The organism is Amycolatopsis sp. NPDC098790 (assembly GCF_044759945.1).
In the GTDB taxonomy this organism is placed as follows: domain Bacteria; phylum Actinomycetota; class Actinomycetes; order Mycobacteriales; family Pseudonocardiaceae; genus Amycolatopsis.
The window spans coordinates 1,902,180-1,922,376 of record NZ_JBIWAI010000001.1; the positions used below are offsets into that span (position 1 = coordinate 1,902,180).

20 protein-coding genes are annotated in these 20,197 nt (G+C 70.6%); 12 read left to right on the plus strand and 8 right to left on the minus strand.

The genetic code is table 11. The features are described from left to right. Positions 1 to 120: 120 nt before the first annotated feature. Complete coding sequence (locus tag ACIQWX_RS09565) at positions 121 to 912, plus strand: 2-keto-4-pentenoate hydratase (protein WP_400867660.1); 792 nt, start codon at positions 121 to 123, stop codon at positions 910 to 912. After that, a complete protein-coding gene (locus ACIQWX_RS09570) occupies positions 909 to 1,664 on the plus strand; it encodes a 2-keto-4-pentenoate hydratase (RefSeq protein ID WP_400867662.1) in 756 nt (251 codons plus the stop codon). The genes ACIQWX_RS09565 and ACIQWX_RS09570 overlap by 4 nt, the downstream gene beginning before the upstream one ends. Here the strand turns inward: ACIQWX_RS09570 and ACIQWX_RS09575 are convergent. From ACIQWX_RS09575 to ACIQWX_RS09590, 4 genes are all read right to left on the minus strand, one after another. Then, positions 1,648 to 2,532 (minus strand): alpha/beta fold hydrolase, encoded by an 885-nt coding sequence (locus tag ACIQWX_RS09575; RefSeq protein WP_400867664.1) that lies wholly within the window; start codon positions 2,530 to 2,532, stop codon positions 1,648 to 1,650. The two genes, ACIQWX_RS09570 and ACIQWX_RS09575, sit on opposite strands and share 17 nt — an antisense overlap. After that, positions 2,532 to 4,007 carry a wax ester/triacylglycerol synthase family O-acyltransferase gene (locus ACIQWX_RS09580; protein WP_400867666.1) on the minus strand — a complete coding sequence of 492 codons (1,476 nt, stop codon included), beginning with the start codon at positions 4,005 to 4,007 and terminating at the stop codon, positions 2,532 to 2,534. The genes ACIQWX_RS09575 and ACIQWX_RS09580 overlap by 1 nt, the downstream gene beginning before the upstream one ends. A 104-nt stretch (positions 4,008 to 4,111) precedes the next feature. Continuing rightward, on the minus strand, positions 4,112 to 6,031 hold the full coding sequence (locus ACIQWX_RS09585; RefSeq protein WP_400869492.1) for an ABC transporter ATP-binding protein: 1,920 nt from the start codon (positions 6,029 to 6,031) through the stop codon (positions 4,112 to 4,114). A gap of 373 nt (positions 6,032 to 6,404) precedes the next feature. Then, complete coding sequence (locus ACIQWX_RS09590) at positions 6,405 to 6,872, minus strand: DUF1579 family protein (protein ID WP_400867668.1); 468 nt, start codon at positions 6,870 to 6,872, stop codon at positions 6,405 to 6,407. A gap of 49 nt (positions 6,873 to 6,921) precedes the next feature. On the opposite strand from ACIQWX_RS09590, the gene ACIQWX_RS09595 reads away from it, so the two are divergent. Further along, positions 6,922 to 7,368 (plus strand): MarR family winged helix-turn-helix transcriptional regulator, encoded by a 447-nt coding sequence (locus tag ACIQWX_RS09595; protein ID WP_400867670.1) that lies wholly within the window; start codon positions 6,922 to 6,924, stop codon positions 7,366 to 7,368. A 3-nt stretch (positions 7,369 to 7,371) separates the two neighbouring features. Here ACIQWX_RS09595 and ACIQWX_RS09600 read toward each other — a convergent pair whose 3' ends face one another. Next, the gene (locus ACIQWX_RS09600; RefSeq protein WP_400867672.1) at positions 7,372 to 7,827 is read right to left on the minus strand and encodes a winged helix-turn-helix transcriptional regulator; all 456 of its coding nucleotides are present in this window, start codon (positions 7,825 to 7,827) and stop codon (positions 7,372 to 7,374) included. Between the two features lie 87 nt (positions 7,828 to 7,914). Between ACIQWX_RS09600 and ACIQWX_RS09605 the strand changes: the two genes are divergently transcribed. Together ACIQWX_RS09605 and ACIQWX_RS09610 are read left to right on the plus strand one after the other, a co-directional pair. After that, complete coding sequence (locus ACIQWX_RS09605) at positions 7,915 to 8,502, plus strand: dihydrofolate reductase family protein (protein WP_400867674.1); 588 nt, start codon at positions 7,915 to 7,917, stop codon at positions 8,500 to 8,502. A 20-nt stretch (positions 8,503 to 8,522) separates the two neighbouring features. After that, positions 8,523 to 8,906: a TIGR03618 family F420-dependent PPOX class oxidoreductase gene (locus ACIQWX_RS09610; RefSeq protein WP_400867676.1), complete on the plus strand. Its 384-nt coding sequence runs from the start codon at positions 8,523 to 8,525 to the stop codon at positions 8,904 to 8,906. Position 8,907: 1 nt separating this feature from the next. Here the strand turns inward: ACIQWX_RS09610 and ACIQWX_RS09615 are convergent, their stop codons facing one another. Both ACIQWX_RS09615 and ACIQWX_RS09620 read right to left on the minus strand, forming a co-directional pair. Continuing rightward, the gene (locus tag ACIQWX_RS09615; RefSeq protein WP_400867678.1) at positions 8,908 to 9,612 is read right to left on the minus strand and encodes an MBL fold metallo-hydrolase; all 705 of its coding nucleotides are present in this window, start codon (positions 9,610 to 9,612) and stop codon (positions 8,908 to 8,910) included. 48 nt (positions 9,613 to 9,660) lie between these two features. Continuing rightward, on the minus strand, positions 9,661 to 10,242 hold the full coding sequence (locus tag ACIQWX_RS09620) for a TetR/AcrR family transcriptional regulator (protein ID WP_400867680.1): 582 nt from the start codon (positions 10,240 to 10,242) through the stop codon (positions 9,661 to 9,663). Positions 10,243 to 10,316: 74 nt separating this feature from the next. On the opposite strand from ACIQWX_RS09620, the gene ACIQWX_RS09625 reads away from it, so the two are divergent. From ACIQWX_RS09625 to ACIQWX_RS09655, 7 genes are all read left to right on the plus strand, one after another. After that, on the plus strand, positions 10,317 to 12,743 hold the full coding sequence (locus tag ACIQWX_RS09625; RefSeq protein WP_400867682.1) for a beta-glucosidase H: 2,427 nt from the start codon (positions 10,317 to 10,319) through the stop codon (positions 12,741 to 12,743). Positions 12,744 to 12,894: 151 nt separating this feature from the next. Beyond that, positions 12,895 to 13,797, plus strand: coding sequence for a GNAT family N-acetyltransferase (locus ACIQWX_RS09630; RefSeq protein WP_400867684.1), 903 nt, complete (start codon positions 12,895 to 12,897; stop codon positions 13,795 to 13,797). A gap of 98 nt (positions 13,798 to 13,895) precedes the next feature. Continuing rightward, positions 13,896 to 14,333, plus strand: coding sequence for a hypothetical protein (locus ACIQWX_RS09635; protein WP_400867686.1), 438 nt, complete (start codon positions 13,896 to 13,898; stop codon positions 14,331 to 14,333). Positions 14,334 to 14,365: 32 nt separating this feature from the next. Continuing rightward, on the plus strand, positions 14,366 to 15,985 hold the full coding sequence (boxC, locus tag ACIQWX_RS09640) for a 2,3-epoxybenzoyl-CoA dihydrolase (RefSeq protein WP_400867687.1): 1,620 nt from the start codon (positions 14,366 to 14,368) through the stop codon (positions 15,983 to 15,985). A 5-nt stretch (positions 15,986 to 15,990) separates the two neighbouring features. After that, positions 15,991 to 17,412 carry a benzoyl-CoA 2,3-epoxidase subunit BoxB gene (gene boxB, locus ACIQWX_RS09645; RefSeq protein ID WP_400867688.1) on the plus strand — a complete coding sequence of 474 codons (1,422 nt, stop codon included), beginning with the start codon at positions 15,991 to 15,993 and terminating at the stop codon, positions 17,410 to 17,412. Positions 17,413 to 17,420: 8 nt separating this feature from the next. Beyond that, entirely contained in the window at positions 17,421 to 18,965 is a 1,545-nt protein-coding gene (locus ACIQWX_RS09650; protein WP_400867689.1) for a benzoate-CoA ligase family protein, read from the plus strand. Then, positions 18,962 to 19,816 carry an amidohydrolase family protein gene (locus tag ACIQWX_RS09655; RefSeq protein ID WP_400867691.1) on the plus strand — a complete coding sequence of 285 codons (855 nt, stop codon included), beginning with the start codon at positions 18,962 to 18,964 and terminating at the stop codon, positions 19,814 to 19,816. Before ACIQWX_RS09650 ends, ACIQWX_RS09655 begins: the two co-directional genes overlap by 4 nt. Here ACIQWX_RS09655 and ACIQWX_RS09660 read toward each other — a convergent pair. Then, the gene (locus tag ACIQWX_RS09660; protein WP_400867692.1) at positions 19,808 to 20,188 is read right to left on the minus strand and encodes a VOC family protein; all 381 of its coding nucleotides are present in this window, start codon (positions 20,186 to 20,188) and stop codon (positions 19,808 to 19,810) included. The two genes, ACIQWX_RS09655 and ACIQWX_RS09660, sit on opposite strands and share 9 nt — an antisense overlap. Between the last annotated feature and the right edge of the window lie 9 nt (positions 20,189 to 20,197).

The window sequence follows — 20,197 nt, forward strand, 5'->3', positions numbered from 1 at the left end:
GGTGGTGTTCACCAAGCTACGCTCCATTTCTCTCGCGCACAAGAGGTTGACTGGCGAGAGGTCCGCTGAGCGGAACAGCGAGGCTTGTGCGCGGGGTGTGCGCACGGCAGAGTCCCCGGAGTGGACGTCAGCAAGGTGCAGGAGGCCGCCGCCGCTTTGGCGCGGGCCTACGCGACGCGTGAACCGATCGAGCCGCTGATCAAGCTCTACCCGGACGCGGGGGTCGAGGATGCGTACCGGATCCAGCAGGAGCAGGTGCGGCAGTGGACCGGGGCCGGCGACGCCGTCCGCGGGCACAAGGTCGGGCTCGCCTCCGCCGCCATGCAGCGGCAGATGGGCGTCGACCAGCCCGACTACGGGCACCTCACCGGCGGCATGTTCCACCTGGAGCACCAGCCGATCCCGACGACGGCGTTCCTGCAGCCGCGGATCGAGCCGGAGATCGCGTTCGTGCTCGGCTCGGCGCTGCGCGGCCCCGGCGTCACGGTCGCCGACGCCGTGCGGGCGGTCGACTTCGTGCTGCCGTCGCTGGAGATCGTCGACTCGCGGATCCGGGACTGGAAAATCTCGCTGTTCGACACGATCGCGGACAACGCGTCGTCCGGCGGGGTCGTGCTGGGCAGCCGCCCGACGGCGCTGCGCGACGCCGACCTGCGGCTGGCCGGTTGCGTGCTGCACCAGAACGGTTCGGTGGCGGCCACCGGCGCGGGTGGCGCGGTGCTCGGGTCGCCGCTGAACTCACTGGTGTGGCTGGCGAACACGGTCGGGCCGCTCGGCGTCACTCTGGAGCCCGGGCACGTCGTGCTGCCGGGCTCGATGACCCGCGCGATCCCGGTGTCGCCGGGCGACACGGTCGTCGCGACCATCGCCGGCCTGGGCAGTGTCACCGCGGTCTTTTCGGAGGAATCGTGAACGTGCGCGAGGCGGCCGCTGCGCTGCTGGGGACGACTTCGGAGCGTTCGCCGCTTTCGGAGGACTGGCCCGAACTGGACGTCGACACGGCGTACGCGATCCAGGACGAGGCGTTGCGGCAGCGGCGGGCCCGCGGCGAGACGCTGGTCGGACTGAAACTGGGCCTGACGTCCCGGGCGAAGCAGGAGCGGATGGGCATCGACGCGCCGCTGCTGGCCTGGCTGACGGACGCGATGGTGCTTCCGGCCGGTGTCCCCGTGCCGCAGCTGATCCACCCGCGCGCCGAGCCGGAACTGGTCTTCGTGATGCGGGATCGCTTGTCGGGCCCCGGCGTCACGGCGGCGACGGCGCTGGCCGCGGTCGACCGCGTGTACGGCGGCGTCGAGATCATCGACAGCCGGTACACCGACTACCGCTTCACGCTCCCGGACGCCGTCGCGGACAACGGCTCGTCGGCGTACTTCAGCGTGGGCCCGGTGGGACTGCCGCCTGCTTCGCTCGATCTTTCGCTGGAGGCGGCGCTGCTGGAGGTCGACGGCCAGATCGTCGACACGGCGACGGGCGCGGCGGTCCAGGGCCACCCGGCGGAGGCGCTGGCGCTGGCGGCGAACGCACTGGGCGCGCGCGGGCTGGCGCTGGAGCCGGGCTGGATCGTGTTGACGGGCGGGATGACGGACGCCGTCCCGCTGCGGCGCGGGTCCCGCGTCGCGGCGCACTTCTCCCACCTGGGTTCGATCACGCTCTCGGGGTGACCTCCTCCGCGCGGTCCGCGATCCGCGTGATGCCGTTGACGATCCGCGGCCAGACTTCGCGGGGCAGGTCGTGGCCCATGCCCGGGACGACGTCGAGGTCGGCGCCCGGGATCGCTCTCGCCGTCGCGCGGCCGCCCGACACGTGGACCAGCGGGTCGCGGGCGCCGTGGACCACCAACGCGGGTGTGCGCACCTTCCGCAGCCGGGGCGCCCGGTCGCGGTCGGCCATGATCGCCGCGAGCTGGCGCAGCGTGCCGCCCGGGTGGACGCCGCGGTCGAACGTGCGCTCGGCGCGGTCGCGCATGCGGGCCTCGTCGAACGGATAGCCCGGCGAGCCGATCAGCCGGAACGTCCGCACCAGCATTTCGACGTACTCCGCGCGGCTGCGCGGCGGGGCGGTGAGCAGCAGCGACATCGCCCGGCCGCTCGGGCGGCCGACGAGCCGCCCGCCGGTGCTGGACATGATCGACGTCAGCGACAGCACTCGCTCGGGGTGCCGGATCGCCAGCGTCTGCGCGATCATCCCGCCCATCGACGCGCCCGCGACGTGCGCGGCCGGGATGCCCAGCGCGTCCAGCAGGCCCGCGGCATCGGCGGCCATGTCCGCGAGTGAGTAGGGCGCGCTGTGCAGCAGGTACGCCTGGGCGAGGTTGGCCCGGCCCCGCAGCCGGCTCGACCGCCCGGCGTCCCGGTTGTCGAACCGGATGACGCGGAACCCTTGCGCGGCAAGGGATGCGCAGAACTCCTCGTCCCACCAGATCATCGGTGCGCCGAGGCCCATGACGAGCAGCAGCGGCCGCCCGCCCGCGTCGCCGAACGTCTCGTGGCACAGCTCGATCCCGCCGACCTCGGCGATCTGCTCCGCCATCAGGCCTCCCGGGCGTGCTCGGCGGCCAGTTTGGTCAGCTCGGCCAGCGCTTCGTGCAGGTGGCCGACCAGGTCCCAGACGTCCGGGATCAGCTCGCGGCAGGCGACGAACCCGAAGTCCAGCTTGCCGTCGTAGGACATGACGGTGATGTTCAGCCCGCCACTCGCGTCGGTGATCGCGGACACCGGGTAGTTGGCGAGCAGCCGCGCGCCCGCGAGGTACAGCGGCTTTTGCGAGCCCGGCACGTTCGACACGACGAGGTTCACGACCGGCGCGGTGGCGCCCAGGAACTTCATGGTGGCGCGCGCGGCGAGCCCGCCGAGCGCGGCCGGCAGCATCCCGCTGAAGTCCACCAGCCACGACGCGGGCAGCGGCTGGTACCGCTGCTTCGCGGCGACCATCGCGCTGGTGACCTCGGCCAGCCGCGCGGCCGGGTCGGCGAGGTGCGTCGGCAGCGGCGCGAGCATGACGGAGACCTGGTTGCCGGCGTCCTTCGCCTGTGCGGGCGTGCGCACCGACAGCGGGACGAGCGTGACGAGCGGCTGGTCGGGCAGGGCGTCGTGGTCGGCCAGCCACCGGCGCAGGACGCTCGCGCACAACGCCAGCACGACGTCGTTCACGGTGACGCCGAAGGTGTTCTTGACGTGCTTGACCTCGTCGAGGGGCAGCGAGCCGTACGCGAAGCGGCGGTGCGGGCCGATCGGGCCGTTGAACGGAGTGTCGGGCGCGACGAGCCGCGGCCGGGCGGCCTCGTGGCGGCCGGAGCCCTGGCGCGTGACGCGGTTGAGGACGCCGCCGGCCTTCGCGAGCAGCCCGACGCCGGGGTAGCGCCCGAGGCCGGGGACGTCGTCGAGGTGCTGCAGGAGCTTCGGGACCTGCAGCGCGGCTTTGACGGGGTGCAGCACGAGCTTCTTCGCCCCGTTGAGAGCGAGCGCGACGGGGGTGGGGACGGGCTCCCTCCGCGGTGTCTTCGGCGGTTCTCGCGGTAGCGGCTCGGCGGTGGCGTCCATGAGGACGCCGATGAGCTCGGCCCCGGAGACGCCGTCGATGGCGCTGTGGTGGACCTTCGTGTAGACGGCGACGGTGCCGTTCTGCAGGCCGTGGACGAGGTAGGCCTCCCAGAGCGGCCGCCGCCGGTCCAGCGGCCGCGCGGTGAGCCGGGCGACCTGTTCCCCGAGCTGTTTCGCGTCACCGGGAGCGGGCAGGGCGATCTCGCGGACGTGGTACTCGAGGTCGAACTCGGGATCGTCGATCCAGTAGGGGTGGTCGAGCCCGAGCGGCACGGGCAGCAGCCGCCAGCGGAGGGGCTTGGCGAGGTGCAGCCGCGAGCCGATGTGCTCACGCAGGTCGTCGAGGGTGAGCTTCCGGTTCGGCGCGGTCAGGGGGTCGAGGATGGAAAGGCCCCCGACGTGCCCGGTGGTGGTGGTCGACTCGGCGTTGAGGAACTGCACGTCCAGGGCGGAGAGCTGGCGCATCAGGCCTCCTCGGGCTCGGCAAGCCAGTGTGCCCCGGGGGATCGGCGCGGTAAATCCGCTGGGCGGGGGTCCGGGTGACGCCCCTTCGGCGGACACCGGGCCGCTCACCGGGAAGGCGCCGCGCCGGGCGAGGGCTCGTTCCGCGCGCTCGTGGTGCGCGGCGCCGGCACGTCCACGCCGTACGCGCGGGCCTGGATTTCGTACAGCTCGTGGTACGTCCCGCCCGCTTTGATCAGTTCCTCGTGGGTGCCCTGCTCGATCAGCCTTCCCTTCTCCAGCACCAGGATCCGGTCCGCCGAGCGGATGTTCGCCAGCCGGTGGGTGACCAGGATCGTCGTGCGCCTGCCGTGGTGGGACGCGCTCGCGTGTTGCAGGCCGGCGAAGACGCGGGCCTCCGCGCGGGCGTCGAGCGCCGCCGTCGGTTCGTCGGCCACCAGGACCGAGGCGTCGCGGTAGATGCCGCGGGCGATGCCCATGCGCTGCCACTGGCCGCCGGAGAGGTCCTGGCCCTCGTCGAACTTCTTGGACAGCATCGTGTTCTCCTTGGCGGGCAACGATTCGATCACCTCGCCCGCGCCCGAGTAGTCCACTGCCTCGCGCCACGAACGGCCGTCCGGGTCCGCGCGGCCGAGGCGGCCCACCGTGACGTTGTTCGCCGCCGTCATCGGCCACTCCGCCGGTTCCTGCGCGATCACCGCGATGTTCGCGTGCACCGACGCCGGGTCCGCGTGCGCGAGGTCGACGTCGTCCCAGCGCACCACACCCTCGTCCGGCGGGTACAGCCCGGTCAGCAGCTTGCCCAGCGTCGTCTTGCCCGACCCGTTCTCCCCGACGAGCGCGACCACCTCGCCGCGCCGGATGGTCACCGAGATGTCCCGCAGCGCCGGTCGTTGCCCGCCCGGGTAGGTGAACGAGACGCCCTCCAGCCGGATCTCGGCCGGGTCGGGCGGCGCGGACAGCGCCGTGGGCGGTGGTTGCCGCCGCACCGACTCCACCAGCAGCTGGTTGTAGAACCCGATGTAGAACGAGTCTTCGTACAGCGAATTGACCGCGCCCGTGGTGTTGGACAGCGCCGTCGACGCCGTGCGCATCGCCAGCACCGCCGTGCCGGCCAGCGCCAGCTCCATCCCGCCGGAGTAGAGCAGCCAGCCGAGCACCAGGTACGCCACGGCGGTGCCGAACCCGGCCGCCGCCCGGCCGGTCGTGCGCACCAGGTTGCTGCGGTGCGCCAGCCGGACCTCCTCGCGCGTCAGGCTGCGCGAGATGCGCCGGTACTCGCCGAGCAGCGGCTCCTGCAACGTCAGCGCGTGCCGTTCGAGGGCCATCGACCGCCAGGTGGCGACCTCTTCGACGACCGACTTGCGGATGTTGCGCCCGACCGTGTCGATGAAGTGCCGGTAGTTCAGCTTCGCGATGCGCGCGGCCGCGAAGCCGTCGGCCGCCGCGGCGAGCAGCAGGACCGGCGCCAGCCACGGGTTGAGCAGCCCCGCCGTCAGCATCGCCGCGGCGAGCGAGATCGCCGACGACGTCAGGTCGGCGACCCGGCGCAGGCTCGTCTCGATCGCCCGGACCCCGAACCGCGCGCCCTGCCGCGCCAGCTCGCGGAAGTCCGCGTCCTCGAACGCGATCAGCCCGACGCGCACCACCGCCGCCGTCACCGCGTCGTCCGCCGCCGCGGTGACGCGCGGCCGCAACGCGCCTTCGACGGCCGCGACGGCGGCGTCGAGCAACGCGCGCGCCGCGTACGAGCCGGTGACGACCGCGATCGCGGGCAGCGACTGCAGCACCCGCTCCGGGGTCGGGCCCTGTTCGAGCAGCGCGGTGAAGACGTTCGCGGTGGCGAGCAGCCCGAACGCCGTGACGCAACCCGAGACGACGTGCACGAAGCCGGCCAGCAGCGTCAGCCGCGGCGATGTCCGCCAGGCCAGCCGCAGCACGACGGCGATCGCGGCCGGCAGGGCGCGCACGGCCTGGCCGAAGCCGGCCGCGGCCACGCGTTCGTCGACGCGTGCCCATTCGGGCATCTTCACGTTCTCGACCCCGATCAGCGGGGGCGGGTCCGTGGCGTCCTGGGGTGTTCCGGCGGGTCTGCGCACGCATCCATCTCTACTCCGGGGGTCTGACAATTCCGGAGCTCCGAGGTCCGCCAGGGCCCCGGTGAGCGGGTTGGACGCTAGGCCGTTCGGGTGAAAGTAATCGATTTCCCTGGGCCTGCGCGAGTATCGAGGACACACTCGCTGCAGAACGTCAAATCGAGCACGGGTGAATAACTAATAATTGTTGTGAAATTGACCCGTCGCTGGACCGCCCGGGTCGGCAGGTCTGCGGATGTGGTGGCAGAGACCGGAAACAGGTGACGTCCTCGTGCCAGGGGGGAGGGGCGTCACCTGTTTCCTCCTACCCGTTTTCCCGTGTGTACCGCGCGCGCAGAAATGGGCTGAATTCGCGGTCTTCGCCCATCTTCACGTCGATTTCGTGCGTCAGGCTGTCGCCGTCCGGGGTGAGCCGGTGCCGGGCCACCCCGCGGGCGGTCTTCTTCTCGAGGACGAGCGTCTCGCCGGACCAGTCGCCGCGAGCGGGCGACTCGGGCGGGAAGCCGTAGCTGTCGAAGCCGTACCAGAGCGTTTCGCCGGTCCGCGGGTCCACGGTGAAGACGTTGTGCCCCAGGAACTCCGTGCCGTCTTCGCGCAGCTGCCGGTAGTCCTGGAGCAACGCGAAACCGTTCAGCTCCAGGCGATAGCGGCACTCGGCGCGCGCGGTCGAGGCCGGCGCCCACGGTGAAGCGGCGAGCTCCTCGGTGCCGGCCCAGTCGCCGGCGAAGGCCTTCAACGCGTCGTGCGCGGGGCCGAGGGTGGGCATGTCCATGGTCGTCTCCATTTCGACAGGTACCTGTCGATGTGCGAGACTAGCACGCATGCGGTCCCCTCGAGCCGAGACGTTCACCCGGGTGATCGACGCCGTCTTCGCCTGCAACGGCGGCTTCCTGTCCGCGGGTGACGCGCTGACCGAGCCGGTCGGGCTGACGGCCGCGCAGTGGCAGGTCCTCGGCTTCCTCGAGGACGGCCCGGCGACCGCGGCCGAGGTGGCGCGCCGCCGCGGGTTGCGTCGCCAGAGCGTCCAGGAGACGGTGAACCGCTTGCTGCGCAACGGAATGCTCGACCGCCTGCCGAACCCGGCCGACGCGCGGGCGCCGCTGCTGTCGCTGACGCGGCGGGCGAAGGCGGCGATGCGCGAACTGGGTGCGGCGCAGGTCGAGTGGGCGGAGGACGTGGCGGGCGCGGTGTCCCAGGAGGACCTGGAGACGACGCTGCGGACGCTGCGCCGGCTGCGTGAGGTCGTGGCGCAGCCGCGCTTGCTCTGAGAGCTACGCGGCCACGCCGGGGCCGGGGAGCGCGTCGACGTCGCGGGCGTGCATCGGCTCGCCGCAGTGGGTGCAGCGGAGGTCGACGGTGGTGATTTCGCCGCACGCGTGGTGCCGGTAGAGCACGGGCGGGCCGGCTTCGCCCGCGAGCCACTTGTCGCCCCAGCGGGTCATGACCATCAGCATGTCGACGAGCTCGGTGCCCTTCTCGGTCAGGACGTACTCGTAGCGCGGCCGCCGGTCGTACGGCCGCCGCTCGACGATGCCCTGGTCGACGAGGTGGTTCAGGCGTTCGGTGAGGACCTTGCGCGAGATGCCGAGGTCGGCCTGGATCTGCTCGAACCGGCTGACCCCGACCCACACGTCCCGCAGGATCAGGGGTGACCAGGGTTCGCCGATGACGTCGAGCGTGCGCGCGATCGAGCACGCGGCCAGTTCGCTGAAGTTCGTGCGCTGCATGAAGCCACTTTAACATTTGGGGTTCCCTTAGGGAACTCATGCTGCTACGTTAACGGAGTCTCCTCAAGGAACTCCGAAAGGATCGCGATGAGCAAGGTCTTCAGCGCCCACGCCGTGTCGGTCGACGGGTACATCACCGGCCGCGGCGCCGGTCCCGGGAACGGCCTCGGCGACGGCGGGACGCTCTTCGACTGGTACACCGACGGCGACACGCAGAGCCGCGTGTTCGACTTCTTCAAGCTCAGCGCACCGAGCGCCCGCGTCTTCGACGACCTCGCCGGGCGCGTCGGCGCGATCGTGGCCGGCCGGAACACCTACGAGGACTCGGACCACTTCGGCGGCGGCAGCCCGCACCCCGGCGCCCCGCTCTTCCTGCTCAGCCACCGGCCGGCGCCGGAGCTGACGCCGCGGCAGACCCTGGTCGGGGACATCAAGGAGGCCATCGAGGCCGCGCGCGAAGCGGCGGGCGGCAAGGACGTCGGCCTGATGGGCGGCGGGGTCCTGACATCGGCGCTGGCCGCGGGCCTGGTCGACGAGGTCGTCCTCCACCAGGTCCCGGTCCTGCTCGGCGGCGGGCGGTCGTTCTTCCAGGAGCTGCCCTCGCACGTGCGGCTGCGGCTGCTCGAAGCCGTCCCCGCGCCCGGCGTCACCCACCTCCACTACTCGGTCGCCTGAACCCACCCAAGGAGAAAGCCGTGCTGAACGACGACATCCGCCGCATCCTCTCGACGAACGTGGTGGCGCACCTGGCCACGGTGCTGCCCGACGGCGCCCCGCACTCGATCCCGCTGTGGGTCGACCCGGAGGGCGACCGCATCGCGATCATGACCGGGCCGGACTCCCGCAAGGCCCGCAACCTCCGGCGCGACCCGCGGGTGGCGCTGTCCCTGACCCCGGCGGACAACCCGTTCGAGCCGGTGATCATCCGCGGCCGCGTGGTCGAGTGGATCGACGGCGACGCGGGCTGGGAAATCGTCGACCGCATCGCCACCAAGTACATCGGGCAGGGCTATCCGCGGGAGCAGGTGCGGGTGGTCGGGCTGATCGAGGTGGAGCGGCAGAGCATCGGGATGGGCTGAGCTACGTGCGCTTCCCCCAGCGCTCGTCGTCCGGTTCTTCGCCGCGCCGCAACGCTTGGAGGTAGGCGCGATCGGTCGCGAAGCGGGACGCGATGTCGTTTCCTTCGGCGACGGAGCCGTGGCCGGGGATCAGGACGTCGACATCTTCGGTGGCCGCTTCGAGCCGGTCGAGGGCGGCGGGGTAGGCGTCCTCCTGGCCGGAGCGACGGGGGTCGAGGAGCGGGATGAGGACGTCGGAGAGCATGTCGCCGACGAGCAGGACACCACGGTCGGCGAGCAGCAGGGCGGCGTGGCCGACGGCGTGGGCGTCGTGCTCGATGACCTCGCCGGGCAGAGGGTTGTCTTCCGGTAGCGGGGTCACGAGCGCGACCAGGTCGAGGGGGATGTCGGGCGCGGTCTCGGCAGCCATGGCTTGCGCGCGCTCCCGGGCTTCGGTGGCGACTTCGGCCGCGGCCGGGGTGGCGTAGCGGGGGACGTCGCCGAAGCGGGGGTGCCAGAGCAGGTGGTCGAAGTGGGGGTGGGTGCAGAACCCGGCGACCACGGGTGCGCCGAGCTGGTCGAGGTCGTCGGCTAGGTCGTTCAGCTCGGCGCCGGTGATGCCGGGGTCGACGAGGACCAGGCCGTCGTCCGTGCGAATGACGGTGGTGTTGCTCCAGACCCATTCGCTCTGCCGGACCCAGACGTCGTCGGCGACCTGCTTCAGCATCGGAACACGGTGTCAGGTGGTTCGGCCGGGCGCAATCCCGCTGGTGTGTCAGTCCGGTTTGATGCCCAGCAGCGTCAAGAACGTGCGGAACCCGGCCGACATGTCGACCTCCGTCGCGTCCAGCAGCCACTGCAGCTGCAGCCCGTCCAGCACCGCGATCGCGATCGGGGCCAGCTGTTCCGGTGTCGTCCCCGGGGGCAGCTCGTCACGGTGGCGCTCCAGCATCTGCGTCATGCCCGCCCGCACCCGCTGGTACCGGTCGTGGAAGTACTCCCTTGCCGGGTGGTCGTCCGTGACGCTGTCCGCCGACAGCACCGTGTACGTCTGCACGATCCCCGGCCTCGTCGCGTTGTAGTCGACCAGGTCCGCCAGCTGGTTGACCGTCATCGACGACTCGTCGCCCGGGGGAGCGTGCCCGAAGTGCAGCAAGTCCCACTCGTCGCGGGTCTCCAGCACCGCCGTCAGCAAGTCCTCCTTCGTGGGGAAGTAGTGCATCAGCCCCTGCTGCGTCAGCCCGACGCGTTCGGCCACCGCGGCCAGGGAGGTGCCCCGGTAGCCGCGTTCGGCGATCACCTCGAACGCCGCTCGGACGATGCTCGCGCGGCGGTCGGCGCCCCTGGCCCGGGTCATGATCCCGAGCCTACGGGACGCGCTGTCACGAAACTGTAACGTTCACTACTCATCGCCAGGTAGAGTAAGCGCCCATGAGCTTCGACGTCGACGCGCTGCTGGCCGGGCTCGACCTGGACGCCAAGGCGAGCCTGCTCGCCGGCCAGGACGTCTGGAGCCTGCCCGCCCTGCCGGACCTCGGCCTGGCCTCCCTCGTGCTCTCCGACGGCCCGGTCGGCGTCCGCGGGACGCGGTGGAGCCCGGACGACCCCTCCGTGACGCTCCCCAGCCCGACGGCGCTCGCCGCGAGCTGGGACCCGCGGCTGGCCGTGCGCGTCGGGCGGCTGCTCGCGCAGGAGGCCCGCCGCAAGGGCGTGCACGTCCTCCTCGCCCCGACGGTCAACCTCCAGCGCTCGCCCCTGGGCGGCCGCCACTTCGAGTGCTACTCGGAAGATCCCCTCCTCACCGGGATGATCGGCGCCGGCTACGTCACCGGCGTGCAGGACGGCGGGGTCGCCGTCACGGTCAAGCACTTCGTCGCCAACGACTTCGAGACCGAACGCTTCACTGCCGACGTCCACGTCGGCGAACGCGCACTGCGCGAGCTCTACCTCGCGCCCTTCGAACTCATCGTCCGGCGGGCGAAGCCGTGGGGGATCATGGCCGCCTACAACAGCGTCAACGGCACCACGATGACCCAGCACGCCGGACTCCTCAACGGCGTGCTGCGCGACGAATGGGGCTTCGACGGCTTCGTCGTCTCCGACTGGCTGGCCGCGCGCGACACCGTCGCCTCCGCCAACGGCGGCCTCGACGTCGCCATGCCCGGCCCCCGCACGGTTTTCGGCGAGCGGCTCGCGGAGGCCGTGCGCGGCGGCGAAGTCGACGAAGAAGTCGTCGACGACATGGTCCGCCGCGTGCTCCTGCTCGCCCACCGGACCGGCGCGCTCGGCGACGGCCCGGCTCCCGTGCAGTCCACTGTGGACGGCGAAGCGATCGCGCGCGAGGTCGCGCACCGGTCGTTCGTGCTGCTGAGCAACGAAACCGGTGTTCTCCCGCTCAAGCAGCCGCAAAGCATCGCCCTGATCGGCGCGCTGGCCGCGGACCCCAAGATCCTCGGCGGCGGCAGCGCCACCGTGTTCCCCGATCACGTCGTCTCCCCTCTCGACGGCCTCCGCAAGGCCGTTCCCCCTGGCACCGACCTGGCGTTCGCCATCGGTGCCGATCCGCGAACGACGCTACCGCCGGCCACCGACAATTTCCGGCTCCGCGCGACCGCCAAAGCCGCCGATGGCACCCGATTGGCTGAATTTCCGCTCAGGGAAGCCAAAATCGACTGGATCGGGGAACTGCCCGAGGGGCTCGATCTCGCCACGCTCGCGTCGGTCGAGATCGAAGGCACGTACCTGCCGGAACGCAGCGGCACCCACACCTTCGCCGTCACCGGCCCCGGCGACCTCCGCCTCACCGTCGCGGGCCAGACCCTCTTCGACGGCGTCAACCTGCCCGAAGGCGGCGACGTCTTCACCTCGATCATGCAGGTGCGGGAGCAACGCCGCGAGATCGAGCTGACGGCGGACGAACTGGTCGACGTCAGCCTGACGTACTGGATCCCGTCGGAGATGGCGGAGTTCGCGCGCGGCACGTTCGCCTGGGTCACCTTCGCCCTCGGCCACCGCGGCCCGGTACCGGCCCCGGACGCCGCGCTCGACGAAGCCGTTGCCCTGGCGGGGAAGTCGGACGTCGCCGTGGTCGTGGTGGGCACCACCGCCGAGGTCGAAAGCGAGGGCTTCGACCGGACTTCACTGAAGCTGCCGGGCAGGCAGGACGAACTCGTCACGCGAGTCGCGAAAGCCAACCCCAGCACGGTGGTCGTCGTGAACGCCGGCTCCCCGGTGGAACTGCCGTGGCGCGACGAAGTCGCCGCGGTGCTGCTCACCTGGTTCCCCGGCCAGTCGGGCGGCGACGCACTCGCCGACGTCCTCTTCGGCCGCGAAGAACCCGGCGGCCGCTTGCCGACGACCTGGCCCGCGAAGCTCGAAGACGCGCCAGTCACCGACGTGACGCCGGAAGAAGGCGTTCTCGAGTACGGCGAAGGCGTCTACATCGGCTACAGCGCCTGGGCGCGCGAAGGAACACAACCCGCGTATTGGTTCGGCCACGGCCAGGGCTACACGACCTGGGTGTACGAAGAACTCGACGTCTACCCGGACGACGAAGGCGGCGCGCGCGTCCGAGTCCGCGTACGCAACTCAGGAACGCGTAAGGGCCGCGAAGTCGTCCAGCTCTACCTGTCCCCGACCGAGCGCGGCGACCGCCCGCCCCGCTGGCTCGCCGGCTTCGCGAGCGTCGAAGCCGGGCCCGGCGGGGCCGCCGAGACCGACATCGTCATCGCGCCGAGGTCCGCCGAGGTCTGGCGCGACGGCTGGCGGCACATCGCCGGCGAGTACGTCCTGGAGGCGTCGCACGCCTACGACCAGCCGCGGCTGAGCACGCGGGTCGTCCTCCAGAAAATACGTTGACGCCCGGCGCGGGAGGCCCTAACTTCACGCAGGCACCCATGATCAGCGAAAGGAGGTGGGACCGATGATCACGCAACCGATCACGCGCTCCCACCTCGGAACGAGGGTGCCGGGTACCTGACCGGGAGCGCGTACTCCTGGAAGGAATCCCGTGACCGAACTGGTCATCCGCCCGCTCGAAGCGGGCGAAGAAGCCCTGTTCACCTCCCTGCCCGACCGCGGGCTCGTCGGCCGCAAGCTGTTCGGCAACGACTTCGTCGAAATGGCCGCGAAGGGCGAATACCGGCCCGGGTGGGTTTGGGTCGCGCTGCGCGACGACGTCGTCGTGGCGCGGGCCGCCTGGTGGGGCACGCCGAAGGACGAGACGCCGATCGCGCTCGACTGGTTCGACTTCACCGACCCCGACGCGGGCGTCGAGCTGCTGAAGAAGGTGCCGCTGCGCGCGGAGTACTCCCTGACCACGCCGCCCGCGTGGCAGGACGACCCCGACGTCGCGCACGAGGTCACCATCCGCGTCGAGGCGGCCGAGAAGGCGGGCTACCGCAAGCTCGTCGAGCGCTACCGGTTCTGCTGGACGCCGGAAAACGGCCTGCCGGAGAAGCCGGGACGGCTCGAGTTCCGGCCCGAGCCGGACGACGACGTCATCCTGGACGTCTTCAAGCGCGTGCACGTCGGCAGCCTCGACGCGCACGTCCGCAAGACGATCGAGGAGCACGGCCTCGACGCGGCCGCCCGAGAGGACCTCGACATCATGAAGTGGATGCCGGCGCCCCGGGACTGGTGGCGGCTGGCGTACACGCCGGAAGGTGAGCTCGTCGGGCTCACGTTGCCGAGCCGCAACGCGTACGACCCGGTCGTCGGGTACGTCGCCGTGGTGCCGGAGCAGCGCGGGCAGGGCTACGCCTACGACCTGCTGGTCGAGGCCACGCACGACCTCGTCGGGTACGGCGCGGAGCAGATCGTCGCGGGCACCGACGTCGGCAACGTCCCGATGGCCAAGGCGTTCGCCAAGGCCGGTTACCCGGTGACCCAGCACCGCATCGACCTCGTCTGAGACCGAGCTTTCGTAGGGAAAGTGCGAAGTCGCACTTTCCCTACGAAAGATGCGGCGGTACCTTCGCTAGAGCGATCTATCAAATCCAGGGGGCTGTGATGGACGTTCTCAAGGAAAAGGGCCTGACGCCGCTTCGCGTGATCCTCGGCTTCTCGCTGGTCAGCACCGTGTTGCACTACGCGCACAACGTCATCCGGGCCGCGGACTACCCGCAGCTCCCGGGCGTTTCCGTGCTCGCGACGCAGATCGTGGTCGCCTTCGCCTGGGTGCTGTTCACGGTGTTCGGCTGGCTCGGTTACCGGGCATACGAACAGCGGCGATACCCGCGGGCGCTGGCGTTCCTGCTGGTCTACTCGCTGTCCGGGCTCGCGAGCGCCGGCCACTTCCTGGTCGGCGACGTGCACATCCCCGCGTTCTGGTTCGCGACGATCTTCACCGACTCGGCGGCAGCGCTCGCCCTGTGGGTGTTCGTAACGTGGGGGTGGGCGGTGCTCAACCGGGTGACCTCGCGAGATCAAGTTTCTACACAACATTGACGTTCGTCTGACTCATGTAGACAATCGGGTGAGTGACCACCACCACACCGGTGACCTTCGACCGCCGTCCGGACGAGTACCGCCACTGGCGCCTCCACGTCGACGGGGAGGTGGCCTGGCTGGAGCTGGACGTCGACGAGCAGGGCGGGCTGGTCCCGGGCTACGAGCTCAAGCTGAACTCCTACGACCTCGGCGTCGACATCGAGCTGTACGACGCCACCCAGCGGCTGCGGTTCGAGCACCCCGAGGTCCGCGTGGTGGTGGTGACCAGCGCGAAGGACAAGGTCTTCTGCGCCGGCGCGAACATCCGGATGCTCGCCGCGTCCGAGCACCACTGGAAGGTGAACTTCTGCAAGTTCACCAACGAGACCCGCAACGGCATGGAGGACGCCACCGCGCACTCCGGCCAGACGTACGTCGCCGCGGTGAACGGCACCTGCGCCGGCGGCGGCTACGAGATCGCGCTGGCCTGCGACAAGATCCTCCTGATCGACGACAACTCCTCGACGGTCGCGCTGCCGGAGGTGCCGCTGCTCGGCGTGCTGCCCGGCACCGGCGGGCTGACCCGCGTCGTCGACAAACGGCGGGTGCGCAAGGACCTCGCCGACGTCTTCGCGACGCGCCCCGACGGCGTCAAGGGCAAGACGGCGGTCGACTGGCGGCTGGTCGACGAGCTGGTGCCGCGGCAGGGCTTCCGCGAGGCCGTGGCGAAGCGCGCGCGGGAGATCGCGCGCGAGTCCGACCGGGCCGGTGAGGGCGGCATCGAGCTGACGCCGCTGGAACATCGCTATGTCGACATCGAGGTCGAGAAGGACCAGGTCACGATCACCGTCAAGGGTCCCGAGAACGACCCCGGCGACCTGCACGAAGAAGGCGCGAACGGCTGGTTCCTCGCCATGACCCGCGAGCTGGACGACGCCATCCTGCGGCTGCGCACCAACGAGGTCGAAGCCGGCACGTGGATCCTGAAGACCCAGGGCGACCCGGAAAAGGTGCTCGCGCACGAACAGGCCGTCCTCGGCGCGAAGGACTGGCTGGGCAACGAGATCACGCACTACTTCAAGCGCACGCTCAAGCGCCTCGACGTCACCAGCCGCACGCTGATCGCGCTGATCGAGCCCGGCAGCTGCTTCGCCGGGTCGCTGCTCGAACTCGCGCTGGCCGCCGACCGCCAGTACCTCCTCGACGGCCCGCCGATCGACGACGAAGACTCCGAGGAACGGGCGACGATCAGGCTCAGCGAAGCCAACTTCGGCCCGTTCCCGATGGGCAACGGGCTCACCAGGCTGCAGACGCGCTTCTACGGCGACGACGACCACCTCGCCTGGCTCGCGCGCGAGAAGGACCACGAGCTGAGCGCGGCCGAAGCCGTCGAGCTCGGCCTGGTCACCGACGCCCCGGACGACCTCGACTGGGAGGACGAGATCCGGATCGCGCTGGAAGGCCGGGCGTCGCTCTCCCCGGACGCGCTCACCGGCATGGAGGCCAACCACCGGTTCGTCGGTCCCGAGACCATCGAGACCAAGATCTTCGGCCGGCTGGCGGCGTGGCAGAACTGGATTTTCACCCGGCCGAACGCGTCCGGGCCGGAAGGCGCGCTGCGCCGATACGGTACGGGTCAGAAGGCCGTCTTCGACAGGAAGCGGGTCTAGCGCAGATGCCCGAGAAGATCGACTACGACGCCAAGATCCCCAACAACGTCAACCTCTCCGAGGACCGTCGGCTGCAACGCGCGCTGGAGGGCTGGCAGCCGAAGTTCATGCACTGGTGGGGCGAGATGGGCCCGACGCTGGAGACGCAGGGCGTCTACCTGCGCACCGCCGTCAGCGTCGGGCGCGAGGGGTGGGCGCACTTCGACCACGTCAACGTGCCCGACTACCGCTGGGGCATCTTCCTCGCCGAGCGCGACCCGGACCGCCGCATCGCCTTCGGGGAGCACCAGGGCGAGCCGGTCTGGCAGCAGGTGCCCGGCGAATACCGCGCGGACCTGCAGCGGCTGATCGTCATCCAGGGCGACACCGAACCGGCGTCGGTCGAGCAGCAGAAGCTCCTCGGCCTGACCGCGCCGAGCCTCTACGACCTGCGAAACCTCTTCCAGGTCAACGTCGAAGAGGGCCGGCACCTGTGGGCGATGGTGTACCTGCTGCACGCCTACTTCGGGCGCGAAGGCCGCGACGAGGCCGAAGGGCTGCTGCTGCGCAACTCGGGTAGCCCCGACGCGCCGCGCATCCTCGGTGCGTTCAACGAGGAGACCGCCGACTGGCTGGCCTTCTACATGTTCACCTACTTCACCGACCGCGACGGGAAGTACCAGCTCGGCACGCTCAAGGAGTCCTCCTTCGACCCGCTCTCGCGCACCTGCGAGTTCATGCTCAAGGAGGAAGCCCACCACATGATGGTCGGCACCACCGGCGTCGACCGCGTGGTGACCCGCAGCGCCGAGCTGATCCGCGAGCACGACACGCTCGACATCGGCCCGCACGGCGGCATCCCCCTGGACCTCATCCAGAAGTACATCAACTTCCACTACACGGTGTCCCTGGACCTGTTCGGCAGCGAGACGTCGACGAACGCGGCGAACTACTACACCGCCGGGCTGAAGGGCCGCTGGCAGGAGACCCGCCGCCGGGACGACCACAAGCTCACCGACGACGCCCGAACGCTGGAGAAGCCGACCGGCGACGGCACCTGGACGTCGGAGGAGTTGCAGGCGATCCTGCTGCTGAACCTCGACCTGCGCAGCGAGTACGTGGCCGACTGCCAGACCGGCGTCAACCGCTGGAACAAGATCCTCTCCGAGGCCGGCATCGACCACGCGTTCCGCTTGCCGCACCCTGGCTTCAACCGCGAAGTCGGCATAAACTCCGGCCACCACGTCACTCCCGACGGCACCATCGTCGACGAGCCGACCTGGGAAGCAGGCAAACGCAAGTGGCTGCCCACCACCGAGGACCTCGCGTTCGTCCGCTCGCTGATGCACCCGGTGTACGAGCGGGGGAAGATCGCGAGCTGGGTGGCCCCGCCGCGGCAGGGCATCAACGGGAAGCCCTTCGACTACGAGTACGTGCACCTCACGTAGGAGGTCTGGTGGCGACAGCGTTCAACGCCGCGGAGTACCTGCTCGGCGCCGGGCACCCGGACGCGACCGCGGTCGTGTCGCCCCGCCGCACCCTCACCTACGCCGAGCTGGCCGAGGAGTCCCGCCGCGTCGCGGGCGGGCTCGTCGAACTCGGCGTGCGGCCCGAAGAGCGCGTCATGTTCTGCATGGTCGACGACGTCGAACTGCTCACCGGCATCCTCGGCGCGATGCTGGCCGGCGCGGTCGCCGTGCCGGTGTCGACCATGGTCACCGGGCTGGAGCTGGGCAAGGTGCTCGCCGACTCGCGGGCACGCCTGCTGTGCGTCTCCGGCGAGTTCGCCGAGCAGGCCGTGACCGCGCTCGGGTTCGCGCCCGAGGTCACCGACGTCCTGCTCGACCGGGCGGACGCGGCGGGGTTCGGCGTCCGGACGCACGAGTGGTCGTCGCTGGGCGGGACGTTCCACAGTGGACGGACGTGGGAGGACTCGCCCGCGTTGTGGCTCTACACGTCCGGGACGACGGGCCAGCCGAAGGGCGCGATGCACCGGCACGCGAGCATCCGCGCGGTGTGCGAGACGTACGCGCGCGGCGTGCTCGCGACGACCCCGGTCGACCGGTTCCTGTCCGTGCCGAAGCTCTTCTTCGCCTACGGGCTCGGCAATTCGTGCTTCTTCCCGCTGGGCGCCGGCGGCACGACGCTGCTCGAGCCTTCGCGGCCGACTCCGGCGTTGTTCGCGCGACGGGCGCGTGAAGAGCAGCCGTCGTTGTTCTTCGCCGTCCCGACGTTCTACGCGGCACTGCTCGCCAGCGACGTCCCGGACGACTCGTTCGCCTCGGTGCGGCATGCGGTTTCGGCCGGTGAGCCGCTGCCCGCGTCGCTGTTCGAACGGTTCCGCGCCCGCTTCGGGCTGGAGATCCTCGACGGGATCGGCTCCACGGAGGCGTTGCACATCTTCCTCTCGAACCGGCCCGGCGCGGTGCGGTCGGGCACTACCGGCGTCGCGGTGCCGGGGTATTCCCTGCAGATCCGCGACGAGGCGGGCGCGGTGATCGACGCCGCGGGCAAGCCGGGCGAGCTGTTCGTCGCCGGCCCGTCCACGGCGACCGGCTACTGGGCCCGGTACGACGCGACGAAGCTCGTGTTCCAAGGCGAATGGCTGCGAACCGGCGACAGCTACGTCCGCAACGAGGACGGCACTTTCACCTGCCTCGGCCGGTTCGGCGACATGCTGAAGGCGGGCGGGATCTGGGTGTCACCGTCCGAAGTGGAGGAACGGCTGCGGCAGCACCCGGCGGTCGCGGAGGTCGCGGTGGTCGCCGCGCCGGACGCCGACGGGCTCGACAAGCCGGTGGCGTGCGTGGTCGCCGCGCCCGGCTTCGCGGTGGACCCGGACGAGCTGATCGAGTTCTGCCGCGAGGGTCTCGCGGCGTTCAAGCGCCCGCGGGGAGTGGTCGAACTGGCGGAACTGCCGAAGACGGCGACCGGCAAGATCCGCCGCAACGTGATCCGCGAGCAGGTCCGCGACGTGCTGCGGGTGGTGCCCAGTCCGTGATCGACGGGTACTTCGTGGTGGACGCGCACGTCCACACCCCGCGCCTGCCGACGCTCAAACCCGCGTGGCTGCAGTGGGCGCACGACTTCGCGGGGTCGTACCCGTGGCGTTCGGTGTATGCCGCTGACGGGTCGGTGATCCCTTCGGCGATGGACGAGCTGATGGCGTCCGAAGGCGTCGACCGGGTGCTGCTGTTCTGCGAGTACAGCCCGCGGGCGACCGGCATTCAGTCCATTGAGGACAACCTGCCGCTCGTGGAGCACAACCCGTCCCGGTTCCGGCTGGTGGCGAACGTCAACCCGTACCTGCACCACCCGCCGGCGGCCGAGGTCGCGCGGCAGCTGGACCTCGGCGCGGTGGCGCTGAAGATCCACCCCGTGCACGGCGCGTTTTCGCCGGCGGACAAGGAGCTGTACCCGGTCTACGCGTTGTGCGCCGAGCGTGGGGTGCCGGTGATCCTCCATTCCGGAACGTCGAGTTTCCCGGGGTCCCGGACCAGTTTCGGGAATCCCGAGCTGATGTCCGATGTGGTCGAGGACTTCCCGTCGGTGCAGTTCGTCTTCGCCCACGGCGGCCGCGGCTGGTGGTACGACGTGGCGGCGTTCCTCGCCTTGGCGCGCGACAACGTCTGGCTGGACTTGGCCGGGTTGCCGCCGAAGAAGCTGCCGGAGTACTACCAGCGGTTCGACTTGGCCCGGCTGGCCGGGAAGTTCATCTTCGGGACGGACTGGCCCGGCGTGCCGAGCGTGGCGAAGAACGTCCGGACGCTGCTCGGGCTGGGCCTGCCGGAGGACGTCCTGGCCGGCGTGCTGTCGGGCAACGCGGTCAAGCTGATGCCGGGCCTAGCCTAGGAGCTGGTGCAGGCAAAGGACGTTGCCTTCGGAGTCGGTGAACCACGCCGCCCGTTCGTTGCCCAGCTCGGCGATGTGGTCGACCGTCTTCAGGCCCTCCATCTCGAAGTCCTGGAACTTCACCCCGTGGCTTTCGAGGGCCGAAATCTCGCCGGGGAGATCCGAGACTTCGAAGCTCAACGCCGTGTTCTCGCTCTGCGCGCCCGCCGGCATGGTCCGGAGCCCGATGGCACCCGCGCCCGCCGCGAAGTACAGCGTTCCGTCCTCGCCCTTCCCCGTCTGCTTCAGGCCCAGGGAGTCCGCGTAGAAGTGGCCGGCGCGTTCGCTGTCGGTCACCGGGAGCATCGTCGTGATCGTCGATTCGGTCAGCATGCACCTATC

Coding starts and splice junctions, on each gene's coding strand:
- ACIQWX_RS09575 (WP_400867664.1), bottom strand. CDS start 2,532: ATGGCGGAGCAGATCGCCGAGGTCGGCGGGATCGAGCTGTGCCACGAG.
- ACIQWX_RS09580 (WP_400867666.1), bottom strand. CDS start 4,007: ATGCGCCAGCTCTCCGCCCTGGACGTGCAGTTCCTCAACGCCGAGTCG.
- ACIQWX_RS09585 (WP_400869492.1), bottom strand. CDS start 6,031: ATGCCCGAATGGGCACGCGTCGACGAACGCGTGGCCGCGGCCGGCTTC.
- ACIQWX_RS09590 (WP_400867668.1), bottom strand. CDS start 6,872: ATGGACATGCCCACCCTCGGCCCCGCGCACGACGCGTTGAAGGCCTTC.
- ACIQWX_RS09595 (WP_400867670.1), top strand. CDS start 6,922: ATGCGGTCCCCTCGAGCCGAGACGTTCACCCGGGTGATCGACGCCGTC.
- ACIQWX_RS09600 (WP_400867672.1), bottom strand. CDS start 7,827: ATGCAGCGCACGAACTTCAGCGAACTGGCCGCGTGCTCGATCGCGCGC.
- ACIQWX_RS09605 (WP_400867674.1), top strand. CDS start 7,915: ATGAGCAAGGTCTTCAGCGCCCACGCCGTGTCGGTCGACGGGTACATC.
- ACIQWX_RS09615 (WP_400867678.1), bottom strand. CDS start 9,612: ATGCTGAAGCAGGTCGCCGACGACGTCTGGGTCCGGCAGAGCGAATGG.
- ACIQWX_RS09620 (WP_400867680.1), bottom strand. CDS start 10,242: ATGACCCGGGCCAGGGGCGCCGACCGCCGCGCGAGCATCGTCCGAGCG.
- ACIQWX_RS09625 (WP_400867682.1), top strand. CDS start 10,317: ATGAGCTTCGACGTCGACGCGCTGCTGGCCGGGCTCGACCTGGACGCC.
- ACIQWX_RS09635 (WP_400867686.1), top strand. CDS start 13,896: ATGGACGTTCTCAAGGAAAAGGGCCTGACGCCGCTTCGCGTGATCCTC.
- boxB (WP_400867688.1), top strand. CDS start 15,991: ATGCCCGAGAAGATCGACTACGACGCCAAGATCCCCAACAACGTCAAC.
- ACIQWX_RS09660 (WP_400867692.1), bottom strand. CDS start 20,188: ATGCTGACCGAATCGACGATCACGACGATGCTCCCGGTGACCGACAGC.